This is a genomic window from Xanthomarina sp. (genome assembly GCF_035306605.1).
In the GTDB taxonomy this organism is placed as follows: domain Bacteria; phylum Bacteroidota; class Bacteroidia; order Flavobacteriales; family Flavobacteriaceae; genus Xanthomarina.
This window is the reverse complement of record NZ_DATGNR010000024.1, coordinates 1-18,138: the sequence shown is the minus strand read 5'-3', so window position 1 is coordinate 18,138 and position 18,138 is coordinate 1. Positions and strand designations below refer to the sequence as shown.

General features: G+C 36.0%; 17 protein-coding genes. 11 read left to right on the top strand and 6 right to left on the bottom strand.

The window, feature by feature from the left end; all coding sequences use genetic code 11:
- Window positions 1-60: 60 nt before the first annotated feature.
- Both VKY41_RS03250 and VKY41_RS03245 read right to left on the bottom strand, forming a co-directional pair.
- Entirely contained in the window at window positions 61-630 is a 570-nt protein-coding gene (locus tag VKY41_RS03250; protein ID WP_500813000.1) for a Crp/Fnr family transcriptional regulator, read from the bottom strand.
- A 196-nt stretch (window positions 631-826) separates the two neighbouring features.
- Window positions 827-1,570, bottom strand: coding sequence for an arylesterase (locus VKY41_RS03245; RefSeq protein WP_500812999.1), 744 nt, complete (start codon window positions 1,568-1,570; stop codon window positions 827-829).
- Between the two features lie 26 nt (window positions 1,571-1,596).
- On the opposite strand from VKY41_RS03245, the gene VKY41_RS03240 reads away from it, so the two are divergent.
- Window positions 1,597-2,286 carry an ABC transporter ATP-binding protein gene (locus VKY41_RS03240; protein WP_500812998.1) on the top strand — a complete coding sequence of 230 codons (690 nt, stop codon included), beginning with the start codon at window positions 1,597-1,599 and terminating at the stop codon, window positions 2,284-2,286.
- A 46-nt stretch (window positions 2,287-2,332) separates the two neighbouring features.
- Window positions 2,333-4,828, top strand: coding sequence for an ABC transporter permease (locus VKY41_RS03235; protein WP_500813038.1), 2,496 nt, complete (start codon window positions 2,333-2,335; stop codon window positions 4,826-4,828).
- A gap of 147 nt (window positions 4,829-4,975) precedes the next feature.
- On the opposite strand, the gene VKY41_RS03230 is transcribed toward VKY41_RS03235, so the two are convergent.
- Genes VKY41_RS03230 through VKY41_RS03215 form a run of 4 tightly spaced genes read right to left on the bottom strand, consistent with a single transcriptional unit; the run spans window position 4,976 to window position 8,414 of the window.
- Window positions 4,976-6,136: an iron-containing alcohol dehydrogenase gene (locus VKY41_RS03230; protein ID WP_500812997.1), complete on the bottom strand. Its 1,161-nt coding sequence runs from the start codon at window positions 6,134-6,136 to the stop codon at window positions 4,976-4,978.
- A gap of 26 nt (window positions 6,137-6,162) precedes the next feature.
- Entirely contained in the window at window positions 6,163-7,161 is a 999-nt protein-coding gene (locus tag VKY41_RS03225; protein WP_500813037.1) for an NADP-dependent oxidoreductase, read from the bottom strand.
- Between the two features lie 11 nt (window positions 7,162-7,172).
- Window positions 7,173-7,805 carry a nitroreductase family protein gene (locus tag VKY41_RS03220; protein WP_500812996.1) on the bottom strand — a complete coding sequence of 211 codons (633 nt, stop codon included), beginning with the start codon at window positions 7,803-7,805 and terminating at the stop codon, window positions 7,173-7,175.
- A gap of 24 nt (window positions 7,806-7,829) precedes the next feature.
- On the bottom strand, window positions 7,830-8,414 hold the full coding sequence (locus tag VKY41_RS03215) for a TetR/AcrR family transcriptional regulator (protein ID WP_500812995.1): 585 nt from the start codon (window positions 8,412-8,414) through the stop codon (window positions 7,830-7,832).
- 282 nt (window positions 8,415-8,696) lie between these two features.
- Between VKY41_RS03215 and VKY41_RS03210 the strand changes: the two genes are divergently transcribed.
- The 9 genes from VKY41_RS03210 to VKY41_RS03170 form a co-directional block, all read left to right on the top strand.
- Entirely contained in the window at window positions 8,697-10,262 is a 1,566-nt protein-coding gene (locus VKY41_RS03210; protein ID WP_500812994.1) for an SDR family NAD(P)-dependent oxidoreductase, read from the top strand.
- Window positions 10,263-10,492: 230 nt separating this feature from the next.
- The gene (locus tag VKY41_RS03205; protein ID WP_500812993.1) at window positions 10,493-11,497 is read left to right on the top strand and encodes an LLM class flavin-dependent oxidoreductase; all 1,005 of its coding nucleotides are present in this window, start codon (window positions 10,493-10,495) and stop codon (window positions 11,495-11,497) included.
- A gap of 19 nt (window positions 11,498-11,516) precedes the next feature.
- Window positions 11,517-12,716 carry an acyl-CoA dehydrogenase family protein gene (locus VKY41_RS03200; RefSeq protein WP_500812992.1) on the top strand — a complete coding sequence of 400 codons (1,200 nt, stop codon included), beginning with the start codon at window positions 11,517-11,519 and terminating at the stop codon, window positions 12,714-12,716.
- Window positions 12,717-12,828: 112 nt separating this feature from the next.
- Window positions 12,829-14,343 (top strand): catalase, encoded by a 1,515-nt coding sequence (locus VKY41_RS03195; protein WP_500812991.1) that lies wholly within the window; start codon window positions 12,829-12,831, stop codon window positions 14,341-14,343.
- 125 nt (window positions 14,344-14,468) lie between these two features.
- Window positions 14,469-15,038, top strand: a complete 570-nt coding sequence (locus VKY41_RS03190) for a YceI family protein (protein ID WP_500812990.1) — start codon at window positions 14,469-14,471, stop codon at window positions 15,036-15,038.
- Between the two features lie 2 nt (window positions 15,039-15,040).
- The gene (locus VKY41_RS03185; RefSeq protein WP_500812989.1) at window positions 15,041-15,421 is read left to right on the top strand and encodes a nuclear transport factor 2 family protein; all 381 of its coding nucleotides are present in this window, start codon (window positions 15,041-15,043) and stop codon (window positions 15,419-15,421) included.
- Between the two features lie 260 nt (window positions 15,422-15,681).
- Window positions 15,682-16,929 carry an amidohydrolase family protein gene (locus VKY41_RS03180; RefSeq protein WP_500812988.1) on the top strand — a complete coding sequence of 416 codons (1,248 nt, stop codon included), beginning with the start codon at window positions 15,682-15,684 and terminating at the stop codon, window positions 16,927-16,929.
- A gap of 66 nt (window positions 16,930-16,995) precedes the next feature.
- Complete coding sequence (locus VKY41_RS03175; protein ID WP_165149213.1) at window positions 16,996-17,727, top strand: MgtC/SapB family protein; 732 nt, start codon at window positions 16,996-16,998, stop codon at window positions 17,725-17,727.
- A gap of 55 nt (window positions 17,728-17,782) precedes the next feature.
- Window positions 17,783-18,138: MFS transporter (locus tag VKY41_RS03170; RefSeq protein WP_500812987.1), on the top strand; the 356-nt coding region annotated here is incomplete at its 3' end.

Genomic DNA, 18,138 nt, shown 5'->3' with positions numbered 1-18,138 from the left:
AACCTGATGCTTTGAGGCAAACAATGAACCCAAATCAATTAAATGCTTATAAAACCTGCTTTATAAGCGTTTTCTAATTCTACTTAAGGCTTGCGGAGTGACACCAATATATGAACTGATGTATTTCAGAGGAATTACTTTTAATAGTTCTGGACGTTCTTTAAATAATTTGATATAGCGCTCTTCTGCCGTTAGATTCAATAAGTTTTGCTCGCGTCTAGATTTGATCAAAAAGAGCCGTTCTGCTGTAAGTCTACCTATTAAATTACCAATTTGTGTGTGTTTATAAACATCTTGCAAATCTTCATAGGTAATACTTACTAAGGTAGTTTCTGTTAAGGCTTGTAATTCATAAGCCGAAGGTGATTGTGTTAAAAAGGAATCGTAGGCACTAATAAATTGATCTTTAAAACTAAATCCAAAGGTGATTTCTTTATCAGGATCTTCCTTGGGAATATATACGCGTACTACCCCTGACTCTATAAAGGAGATATGATGTTCAATTTCATGAAGTTTCAAAAAAATCTCCTTCTTTTTAATTACATGGCGATGTAATTTGGACGTAAAATAAGACCAATCAGCATCTGATATGCTGGCTATCTGTTCTAAATACGCTTTTATTTGTTGCACCTAATGGGGGATGTAATTATTGAATTTGCAAAGATAATGATTCGTTTAGCAATTTGGAAGTGTTGGAACTTTTGAAAACCAATTTTACTAAACTATTTAAAACAGTTAGTTTAGCCTGAAGTAACTATGTCTTTCGCCTAAAGACATGTAGTGAACGATCCAAAATTTTAAAACAAAGAATCCTTAAAAAGCTGAACTAGGATTTAAGCAATGGTTTTAAAACCTCCCAAACCGTATTAGCTACGATTCTATGACCTTCAGCTGTAGGGTGAATACCATCGCTTTGATTGAGCGCCGCAATTCCACCGACATCTTTCAATATAAATGGTATAAATTCTAAGTTGTTTTCTTTGGCTAAGTCCGAAAAGATTTGTCGGAACTCATCTGTATATTCTTTACCCATATTAGGAGGTAATTCCATACCAGCAAGAATAATCGTTGTTTCTGGACTTTTTTCTTTAACGGTGTTTATGATAGACTGTAAGTTAGAACGGGTTTCTGAAAGTTGTACACCTCGTAAACCATCGTTCGCCCCAAGTTCTAATAAAAATATGTCGATATCTTGATTTAAAATCCAATCGATTCTCCCTTTTCCACCTGCAGTAGTTTCTCCACTTAAACCAGAATTAATAACCGTATAATTTAAATGTAACGAATCAATTTTTTCTTGTAAAACCACTGGGTAGGCATCTTTATTATCATCCAAGCCATAACCTGCTGTAATACTATCACCAAAACATAAAATTGTTTTAGTTTGGGCTATAGCTATAGTTGTTTCTTCAGTTTGGTTTTTAGTTTCCACATTTGTCTTTTTCTCGGTCTTATCATTTCCGCAAGACAATATCAAAACGGCTAAAATAAAATAACAAAACTTTATGAGTTTAGTGCCTATAGTTATTGGTAGAATTGAATGTATTTGGTTATTTTGAGCCTTAGACATAAATGGTCTTCTTAAATTTAAATTATATGCCAAAGATATTAAAGATTACTGGGCTAGAAAAGACATATACTAGCGGTAATAAACAATTAACAGTTTTAAAAGATATTAACTTCGAAGTAGAAAAAGGACAAACTTTTTCTATTGTAGGGCCTTCGGGATCTGGTAAAACGACTTTATTAGGACTCTGTGCAGGTCTAGATGAACCCAATGCAGGCCGTGTAGAATTGTGTGGCGAAGATTTAAGTGGATTAAATGAAGACCAACGCGCTCAATTACGAAATAAGGAAGTGGGATTTATATTTCAAAACTTCCAGTTACTTCCAACCCTTACAGCTCTTGAAAACGTGAGTGTTCCTTTAGAACTACAAGGGGCTAAGGACGCCGTAAAAGCAAGTATGGCTTTATTGGAAAAAGTAGGACTAGCGAATCGGTTTCATCATTATCCATCACAACTTTCAGGAGGTGAGCAACAACGTGTGGCATTAGCTCGTGCCTTTGCAAATGCACCTTCCATACTGTTTGCAGATGAACCTACAGGAAATTTAGATGAAGAAACAGGGGAGAAGGTCATTCAGCTTTTATTTGAACTGAATAAAGAAGCTGGTACCACATTAGTGATTATAACTCACGATTTAGATCTAGCGAATCGTACTCAACAAATCCTGCGTTTAAAAGGCGGACGAATTTTAACCAACGAACCTACTGAGGTACTGTAATTCTTGACTACACATTATGAATAGAAATACAACTTGGTTATTTAAAATGGCTTGGCGTGATGCCAAAGCAAGTAGAGTGCGATTGCTGTTGTTTATGGCCTCAATCATCTTAGGTATCGCTGCAGTGGTATCTATACAACTATTTAGCGCCAACCTTAAAGACAATATCAAATTACAATCTAAAGCCATAATGGGTGCCGATTTTATTATTGATACCAGGCAAGCACCAACAGCTCGTGCACAAGCTATAATTGACTCGCTAGTGCCGGATGCTTCAGAAGTGAATTTTGTGTCCATGGTTGCTTTTCCTAAAAATGGAGGCACCAAATTGGTGAAGGTACGAGGTCTTGAAGGGGACTTTCCTTTTTATGGAAAAATGGATACACAACCTTCCTCAGCTGCAAGCACTTACCAAGGGTTAAATGGAGCATTAGTTGATGCTACCTTAATGCTTCAATTTAATGTAAAACCTGGAGATTCTATAAAAGTAGGAGAGCTTACAATTCCAATATTAGGAGCCCTAAAAGCCATTCCTGGAAGTACGGCAATTTCAACATCTGTGGCACCACCAATTGTGATACCGCTCCAACTTATTGAGGAAACAGGATTACTACAGTTTGGCAGTCGTAAAGAATATCAATACTTCTATAAAACGGAAGAAAGCTTAGATTTAGAATTATTAGAAAAGCAATTACAACCTGAATTAGAACTTGAAAATGCGGACTTAGATACACATACAAGCACGAGTAGACGTTTGGGCCGTAGATATGATAATGTTGGTAAGTTTCTTAATCTAGCTGCTTTTATCGCTTTATTACTAGGCTGTATTGGTATTGCAAGCTCGGTTCATATTTATATTAAAGAAAAATTAAGTGCCATTGCTGTCTTAAAATGTTTAGGGGCTTCACGCATGCAAAGTTTCTTAATTTTCCTGATCCAAATTGCAGGAATTGGTATTGTTGGAGGCTTAATTGGCGCTTTGATTGGCATAGGCGTACAAGAATTATTTCCATATTTTTTAAAGGACTTTTTGCCGTTTTCAGTTGAAATTTCTATTTCGGCTCAACCAATAATTATCGGGGTGTTCCTAGGACTGTTTATGTCCGTTCTATTTGCTTTACTTCCTTTGCTTAGAACCTGGTATGTATCGCCATTAGAAGTCTTACGAGTTGATGAACAAGCCACTCAAGAGCCTTTAAAAGTACGAATAGTAGTGTTCTCAGCTATTTTAGCATTTCTAGTCTTGTTTTCGTTCTGGCTGTTGAATGACATCCTTTACGCTTTCGGATTTGTACTAGCAACATTAATCACTTTTGCCGTTTTAGCAGGTATTGCTTTGTTAAGTATAAATGGAATTAGAAAGTTTTTCCCAAAAAGCTGGAGTTTTACAGCTAGACAGAGTTTGTTGAATTTATTTAGACCAAACAATCAAACCGTTGTTCTGGTGGTTGCTATTGGTTTAGGAACATTTTTAATAAGCACTTTGTATTTTACCAAAGATATTCTCTTAGCTAAAACAGAGATTGAACAAAGTTCCGATAATGCCAATATCATTATTTTAGATGTGCAATCGGAACAACGAGAAGCCGTAGAAGAACAAATTAGATCTAATGGTTTACCAATTGTTTCCAACATTCCTTTGGTAACCATGCGAATGCATAAAATTAAAGGTAATTTGGTGAACGAATTACGACAAGATTCTACCAATCAAATTCGTCGATGGATTTTAAATCACGAGTTTAGAACGACCTATCGTGATTCGCTTATTGATTCTGAAGAAATTGAGGAAGGCACATGGACAGCTCAATTAAAACCTAATGAACCCATTGTTATTTCGATATCAGACAATCTAGCAAAAGATGCTCAAATCGGCATAGGAGATGAATTGGTATTTAACGTGCAAGGCGTTTTAATGGAAACTACGGTTGGTAGTATTAGAACCGTCGATTGGAGTCAATTACAACCTAATTTCACCATAGTGTTCCCAAAAGGAGTATTAGAACAAGCGCCACAATTCAATGTGATTTCGACCAGAGTAAAAGATGAGGCAAGTTCCGCGGCATTACAACGGGATTTGGTATCAAAGTTTCCGAATGTGTCAATTATCGATTTACTACAGGTGTACACCATTGTTGAAGACATTTTAGACAAGGTGTCTTGGGTGATTAATTTTATGGCCTTCTTCAGTATTATTACAGGAATTATTGTTTTAATAGGGTCTGTACGCACGAGTAAATACCAGCGCATAAAAGAAAGCGTGTTATTGAGAACACTCGGTGCTAAGAATACGCAAATTTTACAAATTTCAGCATTTGAATATCTGTTCCTTGGTTTACTTGGAAGCTTAGTTGGTATTTTATTGGCTTTGTTAAGCAGTTTCAGTTTAGCACTCTTGGTATTTAAAGAGCCTTTTGTGCCTTCAGGCATTCCGTTTTTAGTGTTCGTACCTGGAATAACTGTATTGGTCTTAGCAATTGGTTTATCTAATATAAGAACCGTATTGAAAAGTTCACCATTGGAGGTACTGCGACGTGAAGGGTAGTGGTCGCTAAAATATAGATGTCATGAGATTTTAGCTCAACGTAAAAAACAATAAAAGCCTGTAAACATTAGAGTTTACAGGCTTTTTACTTGTAGTTAAATGACTCACATTAAATAGCCATTTATTAAAGATAATCTCACTTTTATTTTAGTAAGCCATTTTTACAATAGCTTGTACCTTATCTGGAGATAAAGATTGATGTTCACCTAATCCTAACCAACCACGATCAGTAAATCGTTTTGATATCATTTCAGCAGTTCCTTCATAATCTTTTGTGTAATCAGACAGTTTAGTATCAATACCTAACTCGTGGAAAAAAGCCTCTGTTTTTTCAATAGCAGCATACGCTTTATCATCTGTACTTCCTTCAGTTATATTCCAAACTCGCTCACCATATTGAGCTAATTTTTCCTTCTTAGCTTCAAAATTATATTTGTAATGACTTGGAGCAATAACTGCTAAAGTACGTGCGTGATCAATTCCAAATAAAGCTGTTAACTCGTGTCCCATAGCATGAATAGCCCAATCTCCAGGAACCCCTTTTTGAATCAATCCGTTTAAGGCCATGGTACAACTCCACATAAAATTTGATGCTGCTTGATAATCGGTAGGATCTTTTAATACCTTTGGTGCCACCTCAATTAAGGTTTGTAAAATACTTTCAGCAAAACGATCTTGTAATAAACCGCCAACAGGATAAGTCATATATTGCTCTAAAACGTGTGTAAACGCATCGGTTAGTCCATTTGCTAATTGACGTTCTGGGATGGAAGTTATTACTTGAGGATCTAAAATTGAGAATTCTGGAAATAAACCAGGACCACCCATAGCAAGTTTTTCTTGAGTTTCTTTTCTAGTAATTACAGCTCCTGAATTCATTTCAGAACCTGTAGCCGGTAAGGTTAAGACAGTTCCAAATGGCAAACCTTTCTCAGTTCTTACATTATCGGTTAAAATATGCCATGGAGTAGGACCTTCATAAAGTGCGGCAGCAGATAAAAATTTGGTGCCATCAATTACAGAACCTCCACCAACTGCTAATAAGTAGCTAATGTTTTCGGTTTTAATAACTTCTAAAGCTTCCATTAAAACCTCATATTCTGGGTTTGCAGGAATACCACCAAACTCGATGACTGATCTTTTTGATAAAGCCATTTTTACTTGGTCGTAAATCCCGTTTTTCTTAATGCTTCCCCCTCCATAAAGCAAGAGTACTTTAGCATTCTGAGGAATTTCCTTTTCTAATTGTTCTATACTATCCTTCCCAAAAATAATTTTGGTCGGGTTTTTAAATTCAAAGTTGTTCATTTTATTTTATATTTTTTTATTTAACATTATACCTTAACTATCATTTTTCCTGTGTTTTTACCTTCAAATAAATCAATGAAAGCTTTTGGAATCATATCAAAACCGTTTACAACAGTTTCTGTATAGCTAAGTTTATCTTCTGCTAACCAACCAGCCAATTGCGCCATGGCTTCTGGAAATTTTTCAGCATAATTAGATACTATAAATCCTTGCATTAAAGCACTGTTACGTACTAGAAAAGGCTGTACACTTAAGCTCTTTGGAAGTTCTTTATTGTTGTAAATAGAAATAGCTCCACAATTTATAATCCGTGCAAACTGATTGATATTAAATAACACGGCATCTGAAATTGGACCTCCAACATTATCAAAATAAATGTCAATGCCGTTTGGCGCAGCTTTTGCTAAATCAGCACGAATATCTTTGCTAGTGTTATAATTGATTCCTTCATCAAACCCGAATTTGGATTTTAGTAAATCTACCTTGTCATCTGTACCTGCAATTCCAATAACCCTAAGTCCTAGTATTTTTCCTATTTGTCCTACAACGGAACCTACAGCACCAGCTGCTCCAGAAACTACTAAGGTTTCCCCCGATTTAGGTTTACCAATTTGGGTAAGTCCCAAATAAGCTGTTAAACCAGTCATTCCTAAAACTCCTAAGTAAGCGCTTAATGGAGCCTTTGAAGGATCTACCTTTAAAAGGCCTTCGTCAGAAACAACTTGTTTGGTTTTCCAATCTAACATGCCTAAAACAAAATCACCTGGCTTAAATTGGTCGTTTTTAGATGCGATTACTTTAGCAATCACACCCGATTGTATAGGCTTATTAAGCGCAAAAGGAGGGATATATGATTTGGCATCGCTCATGCGACCTCTTAAATAGGGATCTACAGAAACATAGGTAGTTTCTAAAAGAAGTTCCCCTTCATTAATGCCTAATTCAGCTTCTTTTGAAATAAATTCAAAATCTGAAAGAGTAGGCCTTCCTTCTGGTCTATTTTTCAATAAAATTGTTTGTATCATCATAGTTAATTTTATTCTATTACAGTTACTAAATGTTCCATAGGTTTTCTAACTTTTACTAGATTTACTAACCAATCTTCATTTTCTTTTCTATATCCCAAGGGTAATAATACAGCACTGCGCAGGCCCTTTTCACGCAAGCCTAAAATCTCGTCTACGGCATCTGGATCAAATCCTTCTAAAGGTGTTGCATCTACGCCTTCAAAAGCAGCGGCTGCAATGGCTTGAGAAAATGCGATATAGGCTTGTTTAGCGGCATGATTATAATTTTCTTCGGCATCTTTTTGAGGATAAGAATTTAATAACATTTGACGGTAATTTTCCCAACCTTCATTTTTAAACCCACGTATGTCATTCGTTAAATCAAACATATAGTTAATTCGTTCAGCGGTATAGGTATCCCATGCAGCAAAAACGAGTAGATGAGAACAATCAGTAATAACAGATTGGTTCCAAGCAACTGGCCTAATTTTTTCTTTTAATTCTTGATTTTTAATCACAAAAATTTCGAAAGGTTGTAATCCGCTTGAAGTTGGTGCCAATCGGGCCGCTTCTAAAATACGTGCTATTTTCTCATCAGATACAGGCTCTCCGTTCATGGCCTTTGCGGCATATCTCCAATTTAATTTATTTAATAATTCCATAGGGGTTATTTTGTTTTTTAATGTCTATTTGTTGTTTTTTATACTGCTCCATGCCGATTGATATGCTTCCTCTATTTGCGTTTTATCTAATTGAAAGACACCTCGTTTTTGGTTAACCATTAAAAAAGATAAAGGGTTTATAGAATAAGCATACAAAATGTAATTAGACACAGGTTTAATTACACCTTCTTTTTTACCTCGATCCCAAAGATCGAGTAGGGGTTGTAAATGTTTAATACCTTCTTGCAAACTAGGTTCGTCTATTATGGGTGTGTTGTCACATTGTGCTAAAAACATCGCGTTTTCAGATTCGTTGAGCTTAAACTGGGCAATGCGCTTCCAAATGGTTTCAAATCCTTCTTCCACAGACATTCCAACATCATAGTCTGCAAATGTAAAAGCCGTGTACTGTGCTTTAACCTCAATATAGGTTTTATTCACCAAATCTTGCTTATTCTCAAAATACAAGTAAATAGTTGCGGGCGACACATTAGCCATTTTTGCTATTTTACTCATAGGAGTTGCGTGAAACCCATTATTATTTACCAATTCGATGGTGGCTTTTATAAGCGCGTTACGCTTGTCTATACTTTTTTGAAGTTTTGCCATGTTTTTTTAATTATGATGCAAAGATACATCAAAAATGAATGTTCATTCTTTTTTTAACATAAATTTATTCTCCCGATATTACAAATCCTTGTATATCCGGATCCAACTCCAATAATTTGTTCTGAACTTAAATAAATTTTAAATAGGTTGAAGTGCTAAGCCACTAGTTAACAATACAAAATATTATTACGCTTAATTAATAATTTTGATTGAAGCTTATAACTATATTTGACAAATTAAATTTTGTATCAATTAGCTAACCTATTACACGGTTAATAACTTATGCTTGAACAATTAAATCCATTAGAACAACCACAAATCGTGTCTTCCGAAGAAATAGATAAGTGTATTTCTATATTAGAACAATTAGTGGCCGACACCAATCAAATTTTTGAGCTTCCTCAAGATAAAAGAACGGCTTTATTAAAGGCATCGGGAATGCTTTCAAGACCAAATAGGGAGGAGTTTGAACGTCGTAAAAAAGATGCCAAAAAAGCAGCTAAACGTAAAATGATAGCTCGGGATAAAATGGCTCGTAAAGAAACAGGAATCCGAAGTGCTCGGGAAGCCGCTTTTTTTGAAGCACCCAAACTATTGGGTACATCTGAAATTGAAAAGAAAGAACCCTTAGAATTGGAATCACCTAGAAACTGCTATGTATGTAAAGCCGTTTATACCAAACTGCACCATTTTTATGATAGCATGTGTACTGAGTGCGGTGATTTAAATTACGCTAAACGATTTCAAACAGCCGATTTAAAAGGCCAAGTGGCTGTAATTACAGGTTCTAGATTAAAGATAGGGTATCACATTACCCTCATGCTATTACGTTCTGGAGCTACAGTAATAGCTACAACCCGTTTTCCAGCCGACTCTGCAATCCGTTTTTCTAAAGAAGAAGATTATAAGGATTGGTGTGATCGGTTACATATTCACGGATTAGATTTACGCCACATCCCAAGTGTTGAAATTTTCTGCAATTATATAGAACAGAAATACGATCGCTTAGATATTTTAATAAATAATGCTGCGCAAACAGTAAGAAGACCTTCAGGCTTTTACTTCCATTTAATGGAAAACGAAAACTTGCCGATAGACCAGTTACCAAAACTAGCGCAACCTTTATTGCAAAATCATCTTAACTGTTTACAGGAATTATCAGATTTAAGTATCAGCACCTCAAAAACAAGTAAAAATAATGTGCTTCCAGTAACTTGGCACGGACCTGAGCCTGGAATTGGTTTACGTAATTCAGCTGCACTTTCACAAATTCCTTATAGTTTTGATAATTCTTTACAAGCATCCGAAGTGTTCCCAGAGGGAAAACTAGATGCCGATTTTCAACAAGTGGATTTAAGAAAAACCAATAGCTGGCGTTTAAAACTAGGAGAAATTGAAACCACAGAAATGGTAGAAGTTCAACTGGTAAATGCTGTGGCTCCCTTTGTGTTATGTAACCGCTTGTCTCATTTAATGATGAAAGAGAACACTGGTAAGAAACACATTATCAATGTATCAGCTATGGAAGGGAAATTTCATAGGTTTAAAAAAGTAGACAGGCATCCACATACAAACATGGCTAAAGCAGCCTTAAACATGCTTACACATACCTCAGCAGCTACTTTAGCAAAGTCGGGAATTTACATGAACGCAGTAGACACCGGTTGGGTAACGGATGAAGACCCTGCGGAATTGTCTAAAAAGAAAGCAGAAATTCACGATTTTCAACCTCCATTAGATATAGTAGATGGAGCAGCTAGAGTAATGGATCCGTTGATAGATGGTATTAACACTGGAAAACATTGGTCTGGTAAATTCTTAAAAGATTATTTCCCTATAGATTGGTAATAACTAATGGTCCTTTGGAACCGTCATCCCTTTCTAATTATTAAATAATAACCTACCCCCAATTTATAATAAAGTCCATCAAATGTTTGATGGACTTTTTTTATTGTAATGGCTAATTAGTCTCTCCAAATTATAAATATTATCTTTATCTAAATCAGTAAAACAAACTAACTCGTTGTTAATTCTTATCAATATATTTTGACAAATATTACAACGGAGTATTCTCAGTTATGAAGACAAAAAAAATACTTTATTCTATTTTAGATCTAGCTTTGGTTTCGGAAGATCATACACTTAAACAAACCTTTAACAATGTACTTAAATTAGCGCAACATGCTGAAAACTATGGTTACACGCGTTATTGGTTAGCAGAACATCATAATGCCCCTAACATTGCCAGTAGTGCTACTTCCGTGTTAATTGGCTATGTTGCCGAAGGGACAAAAACGCTTCGTATTGGCTCTGGTGGCGTTATGCTGCCAAATCATTCTCCATTAATTATAGCAGAACAATTTGGGACTCTAGGATCAATATATCCAAATCGAATTGATTTGGGTTTAGGTAGAGCGCCTGGAACAGATAGAGAAACAGCACAAGCCATACGTTCTGATTTTATGCAAGCAGCTCATGCGTTTCCTAATGAATTAGAAAAGATCGAAACATATTTTTCTTCTGAAAATTCAAGTGCTAAAGTCCGTGCCACCGTGGCAGAAGGAGTGGAGGTGCCAATTTATATTTTAGGCTCTAGTACAGATAGTGCACATTTAGCTGCAAAAAAAGGATTACCTTATGCTTTCGCTAGTCATTTTGCAACAGCTCATTTATGGAATGCTATAGACATTTACCGTAAAGAATTTCAACCATCAAAGAGTTTAAATAAACCTTATGTCATGGCTGGAGTCAATATTATAATTGCTGATACGGATGAAGACGCCCAAAGATTATCAACTTCCTTAATTCGTATGGTAGTTAGTCTTTTTACGGGAAAACGTGATTATGTAAAACCACCAACAGATATGACCGAGGATCTAAAAGAAGTTTTGAAACACCCACAAGTACACCAAATGCTAAAGTATTCTTTTATTGGTAGTAAAGCCACAGTTAAAGCTCAGGTCCAAGAGTTTTTGGAGCAAACTCAAGCAGATGAACTTATTGCAGTTACTAATATTTATGACATCAAAGATAGAATACGATCGTATGAACTATTTGCGGAAATTATGAAGGAATTGAATTAATCCATTTAAACCCATTGATATGTTACACAATATTTTATTAGAACGCGAAATATATGCCTCAGAAGAACATAAAATGATGCAGCAAATGATCCGCGATTTCATCCACAATGAAATTATTGATCAAACAGATGAATGGGAAAAAAATGGCATGGTTAACCGAGAAATTTGGGAACGAGCCGGTGAATTGGGACTACTCTGTATGGATATGCCTGAAACGTATGGAGGAAGTGGTTTAGATTTTAGTTTTAATGCGCTATTTATTGAACAACTAGGGAGAGAAGGAGTTAACGGTCCTGGTTTCTCTTTGCATTCCGATATTGTAGCTCCTTATATCTTAAAGTATGGGACTGAAGCTCAAAAACAAAAATATTTACCTCAAATGGCTACTGGAAAAATGATTACTTCCATTGGAATGACAGAACCAAATTGTGGAAGTGATTTAAAAGCCATTAAAACTACAGCCGTAGACAAAGGCGACTATTATTTAGTAAACGGCCAAAAAACCTTTATAACTAATGGTTTTATGTGCGACATGTCCATTGTAGCCGTAAAAACAAAACAAGGAACCGAGAACGAAGCTGTGTCTTTATTAATTATGGAAAGTAATTTTGAAGGCTTTACTAAGGGAATACCCTTTAAAAAAATAGGAATGAAAGCGCAAGATACCTGCGAATTATTTTTTGACAATGTAAAAGTTCCAAAAGAAAACTTATTGGGTGAAGAAGGCTTAGGTTTCAAAATAATGATGACAGAATTGGCCAGAGAGCGCTTAACAGTAGCACTAAATGCCATTGGTGGGGCAGAAGGTGCCATTGAAAAAACGGTTGATTACACATCTACAAGAACAGCTTTTAATCAACCCATTGCAGGTTTTCAAAACTCTCAATTTAAGTTAGCCGAATGTGCTACACAATTACAACTTCATCAAGCTTTTTTAGATCGTTGCACTTTATTATTATCCCAACAACAACTTACAGCAGAAAGCGCTTCAATGGCTAAATACTCAGCAACAGAAATGCATGGGAAAGTAGTCGATGAATGTCTCCAGTTATTTGGAGGTTATGGTTATATATGGGACTATCCAATTGCTAGAATGTATGCCGATAATAGGGTAGCTAGAATTTATGCAGGAACCAATGAAATAATGAAAGTACTAATAGCGCGAGGCTTATTTAAAGAGTTGTTTCAGGAATTACGAGCTAAGAAAAAAAACCAATAAAACGAAACAAACTGTAGTTAGAACTTTAACTCAAAACTGACTTACCTTATTGGACATATGAAAGAATAATTGTATCTTTACGAACATCAAAAATATTTAAAACCAACAAGATATGGACGACAAAAAACCTAAATTAACTAGGCAAACAGGAGCTCCTGTTCCAGATAATCAAAATGTACAAACAGCTGGGCCACGTGGCCCCATGTTAATGCAAGATGCTTGGTTCCTTGAAAAAATGGCAAACTTCGACAGAGAAGTTATTCCAGAAAGACGAATGCATGCAAAAGGTTCTGGTGCTTTTGGAACCTTTACAGTTACACACGACATCACGAAGTATACAAAAGCTGACATTTTTAGCGAAGTAGGGAAAAAAACAGAAATGTTTAGCCGCTTCTCTACCGTTGCTGGAGAAAGAGGTGCAGCAGATGCAGAAAGAGATATTAGAGGATTCGCGCTTAAGTTTTATACAGATGAAGGAATTTGGGATTTGGTAGGAAATAATACACCAGTCTTTTTCTTCCGTGACCCTATGAAATTCCCAGATCTAAATCACGCTGTAAAACGCGATCCTAAAACAAATATGCGAGACGCTAATAACAACTGGGATTTTTGGACCTTACTACCCGAAGCACTTCACCAAGTAACAATTATTATGAGCGATCGTGGTATTCCAAGAGGATACAGACATATGCACGGATTCGGTAGCCACACCTATAGCTTTATAAACAAAGACAATGAAAGACATTGGGTGAAATTTCATTTTGTAACGCAACAAGGTATTGAAAACCTATCCGATGAAGAAGCCGCTAAAGTTGTGGGCATGGATAGGGAATCTTCTCAGAGAGACTTATTCGATGCCATTGAAAGTAAAGATTTCCCAAAATGGAAAATGTATATTCAAGTAATGACGGAGGAAGAAGCAAAAACTTACCGTTTCCATCCTTTCGATTTAACGAAAGTTTGGTCTAAAAAGGACTTCCCTTTAATTCCTGTAGGAGAATTTGAGCTAAATAGAAACCCAGAAAACTATTTCCAAGATGTAGAGCAAGCGGCTTTCAATCCGACGAATATTGTTCCTGGAATTGGTTTCTCTCCAGACAAAATGCTACAAGGAAGATTGTTTTCTTATGGAGATGCACAACGCTATAGACTTGGCGTAAACCACTATCAGATTCCAGTAAACAAACCAACTTGCCCTTACCACGCATATCATAGAGATGGAGCGATGCGAGTAGATGGAAATTACGGAGGAACAAAACATTACGAGCCTAATAGCTATGGCGAATGGCAAGAACAACCTCAGGCCAAAGAACCGCCTTTAGAATTAAATGGCGATGCTTACGCTCATAACTTTAGAGATGATGATGAAGATTACTTCACCCAACCTGGTGATTTATTCCGCATTATTAAAGCCGACGGAAAAGCTGATGTTTTATTTAAAAACACGGCTGCACAAGTTGGTGGTGCCGAGAAGTTTATTCAAATCCGACATATTAGAAATTGCTATAAAGCCGATCCAGAATATGGCGAAGGTGTAGCAAAAGCACTCGGCTTAACAATGGATGAAGTGAATAACTTCGATATGACGCCTTATAACAAATGGGCACCAAGACCTAGCAATGGGTAACATTTTTTAAAAAACAAACCTGATGTAAATACAAATGCCATAAATAATCGAGCTTCGAGTATATATGGCATTTTTTTAACCTCAGATATTTATTAACTAATAATAACTTTTAAAATTTAGATACTATGAAAAAAATTATGTCATTTGTTGCAATTGTATTCTTTACAATAGGTTCATTTGCACAAACACAATGGAAGGTAGATCCTTATCACTCCTCGTTAAACTTTAATATTTCCCATTCAGGAATTAGTATTGTAAACGGGAAATTTTTAGAATACACAGGAAATTTAACTACCGATGGAGAAGCGTTAAATAATGCAAACTTCGATTTTACTGTAAAAGTAAACAGTATAAACACCAATGTAACGGATAGAGACAATCACCTGAGAAGTGCTGATTTTTTTGAGGTAGAGAAATATCCTAATATGACTTTCAAAAGCACTAAAGTGCTAGCTACAGGAAAGCCAGATAAGTATTTACTATATGGTAAATTAACCATTAAAGACGTTACTAAAGATGTGATTTTTGATGTGCATTATGGAGGATCTGTTAAGAGTGATAAAGGTGAAAAATTAGGTATGAAAGCCAAAACCACCATTAATAGATTTGACTACAACATCAATTTTGATCCAGCTGCTGCGGGTGTTGGAAAAGACGTAACTATTGTTGTTCACTTGCAGTTTGCAAAACAATAATTATGAAAAATTCATCAAAAGCCGTAGTCGAGAAAATGTTTGAAGCCTTTAGTGAAGGGGATGTAGAAAAATTGGTAGGCACGGTTTCCGAGGATACGGTTTGGATTTATCACGGAACCCAAATAATTCCCGCCGGTACTTTTGAAAAAAAGGAAGGTGTTAGAACCTTTTTCACTAATATCATGGAAAGGACTGAGATAATCAATTTTGAACCTCAGCAATATATCGTTGAAGACAATATGGTTGTGGTATTGGGAAAGGAACACCAAAAGGTTAAACGTTCTGGAAGAGAACTTAAGCAAAAATGGGTTCAAATTTATACCGTTGAAAACAATTTAATTACGAAAATGGAAGAGTTTGCTACTTCGGAAGAGGTATCATAAACTTTGTGTTTTCTTTTACAAATGAACCTAGTGTTAGCAGTTTATAGCACTAGGTTTTTTTATTTAAAATATTTTCAACTCATCTAAAATGTCATTTCACACAACAATAATTTACTTCCAACCAATGTGTAATATGACATTTATCATTGCAAGTTTCACCTTTAAGGTTTAGATTGTGAACTTGCCCTAACGCCTATTGTATAGACGATTTTTAAATTTAGGGGCATTACTTAATAGTATTAACTTTAAATGAATGTATAATGAAGAAGAAGTTTTTTAATGCGAAAATCTATCGCAATGATGAAGCCACTGAAATGATAGTAGAAAATGGTAAAATCACCCAAATCGGGAAAAATTTACCTAAATATGAGGAAGAAATTGATTTAGGTGGAAAACTGGTTTTACCTCCTTATGTAGACCCTCATTTGCATTTGGACTACGTTTATACCTTATCGGAACTAGGACAAGAAGGCGCTGGCTCAGGAACCTTATTTGAAGCGATAGAACTATGGCCAAAGTTTAAAGAAACCTTGACTGTTGAAAGTGTGAAAAAACTTGCAATGAAAGGAATTCACGATGAGGTTTCTCAGGGTGTGCAGCACATACGTACACATATAGACGTTACCGACCCAAATTTCACAGCCTTAAAAGCGATGCTTGAAATGAAAGAAGATTTAAAAGACACGGTTGATATTCAAATTGTGGCTTTTCCGCAGCAAGGAATGTATACATATAAGGGCGGATTAGAATTAGTAGAAGAAGCATTGAAAATGGGAGCTGACGTTGTTGGAGGAATTCCACATTACGAACCAGCTAGGGAGTTTGGAGAAAAATCTGTTCACGACATTGTTAATCTCGGATTGAAATACGACAAGATGATTGATGTTCACTGCGATGAAACAGATGATACACATTCGCGTTTTGTGGAATTACTGAATGCACTTGTTCTTATGGAAGACTATGGCACTAGAACTACCGCGAGTCATACCTGTTCATTTGGTTCGGCAGATAACTCTTATGCTTTTAGAATGATGGACCTGTTCCAAAAGAGTAAGATGAACTTTATCGCTTGTCCTACCGAAAACGTTTACTTGCAGGGCCGTCAAGACACCTACCCAAAACGTCGAGGATTAACTAGAGTAAAAGAATTTATAGAATTAGGTATTAATGTTGCCTTCGCACAAGATTCCATAAACGACCCATGGTATCCAATGGGGAATGGAAATATGATGAATATTCTGGATAACGGAATCCATTTAGCGCAAACCATGTCGCCAGAAGAGATAAAAACAAGTTTTGACTTGATTACCTACAATGGCGCACGCTGTATGAATATTCAAGATAGCTATGGGTTAGAAGTAGGAAAAGCAGCCAATTTTATTGTGCTTAACGAATCTACAGTTTATGAAGCAATAAGAAAAAGAGTAGATGTATTGGCGTCAGTTCGAAATGGTGAGTTTTTATTCCGACGTAAGGAGGTAGAATATGACGTGCCATTAAATCTTTAAACTTATCTTGTACACTTCTTTTAGGAAAAGCATAATAATTTCAAACCACTAATTTTTCAAAGATTTATGGATGGATTTGTAGAGTTATCAGAATACATTTTTCGCATAGGCACTGCTTTTATATTAGGCGGAATTATTGGTTTTGAAAGACAGTGGCAACAAAAAAACGCAGGATTACGAACCAATACTTTAGTGGCGATTGGCGCTGCTTCGTATGTATTACTATCTATAGACCTTTATAGTTTAGCGGGTGGAGACCCTGGTAGAGTAACGGCGCAAATTGTTACGGGTATTGGTTTTATTGGGGCTGGGGTTATAATGAAAGATGGGTTTAATGTTAGAGGACTTAACACCGCAGCCACCATATGGTGTTCCGCAGCAGTGGGAACTTTGGCAGGGATGGGCTTTTTGCTTGAAGCCTTGATTACTACCATCGCCGTGGTTTTATCTCACCTAGTCTTAAGACCGATAAGTGTTCGTTTATCAAAGCTTTCAGCATATAAGAAAACCAAAGTAAAAGAAACGTACTACCAAGTTTCTATCCAATGTCTTTTAAATATGGAATCAAACGTTCGGTTTTGGCTATTAAACCATATTGAAGCGAATGATCAGTTATTGGTGCGTTCAATTAATAGGAATACGCTAGAATCTAATCCTGAAGAAATAGTTATTCAAATTGAAGTGGCAACTATTGGCGAACAAGAAAACTTATTAGAAAACTTGGTTACAGGTCTTACTATGGAACTCGAAGTAACTCGAGCAGGCTGGAAATTGGTAGGACGAGAAACAGAGTATTAGCCCCAACTCATTCTATTAAATTATTTGTGTATTCCACACAGTTAAAAACAAAACTATGAGCAAACAAAATATTGCGGAAAAAACTAAAAGTGCTTTTCCGTGGTTGATAATGATTTTAATGTCGTCTGTAACCTTTGTGGGAATTCTCTCTGAATTAATGCCATCGGGGGTTTTACCTCTTATGATGAACGATTTAAATATCAACGAAGTTCAGACAGGGAATTTAGTTGGGTATTACGCCATAGCTTCGGCCATTTTTGCAATTCCGCTTATTTCCTTGACGATGCAGTTCAACAGGAAATATTTATTACTTCTCTTATTAGGTGGTTTTGCTATTTCCAATATTATCTCAGGACTCGTTTACGATTACACCATCATCATTATACTTAGAGTTATTGGTGGTATTTGTGC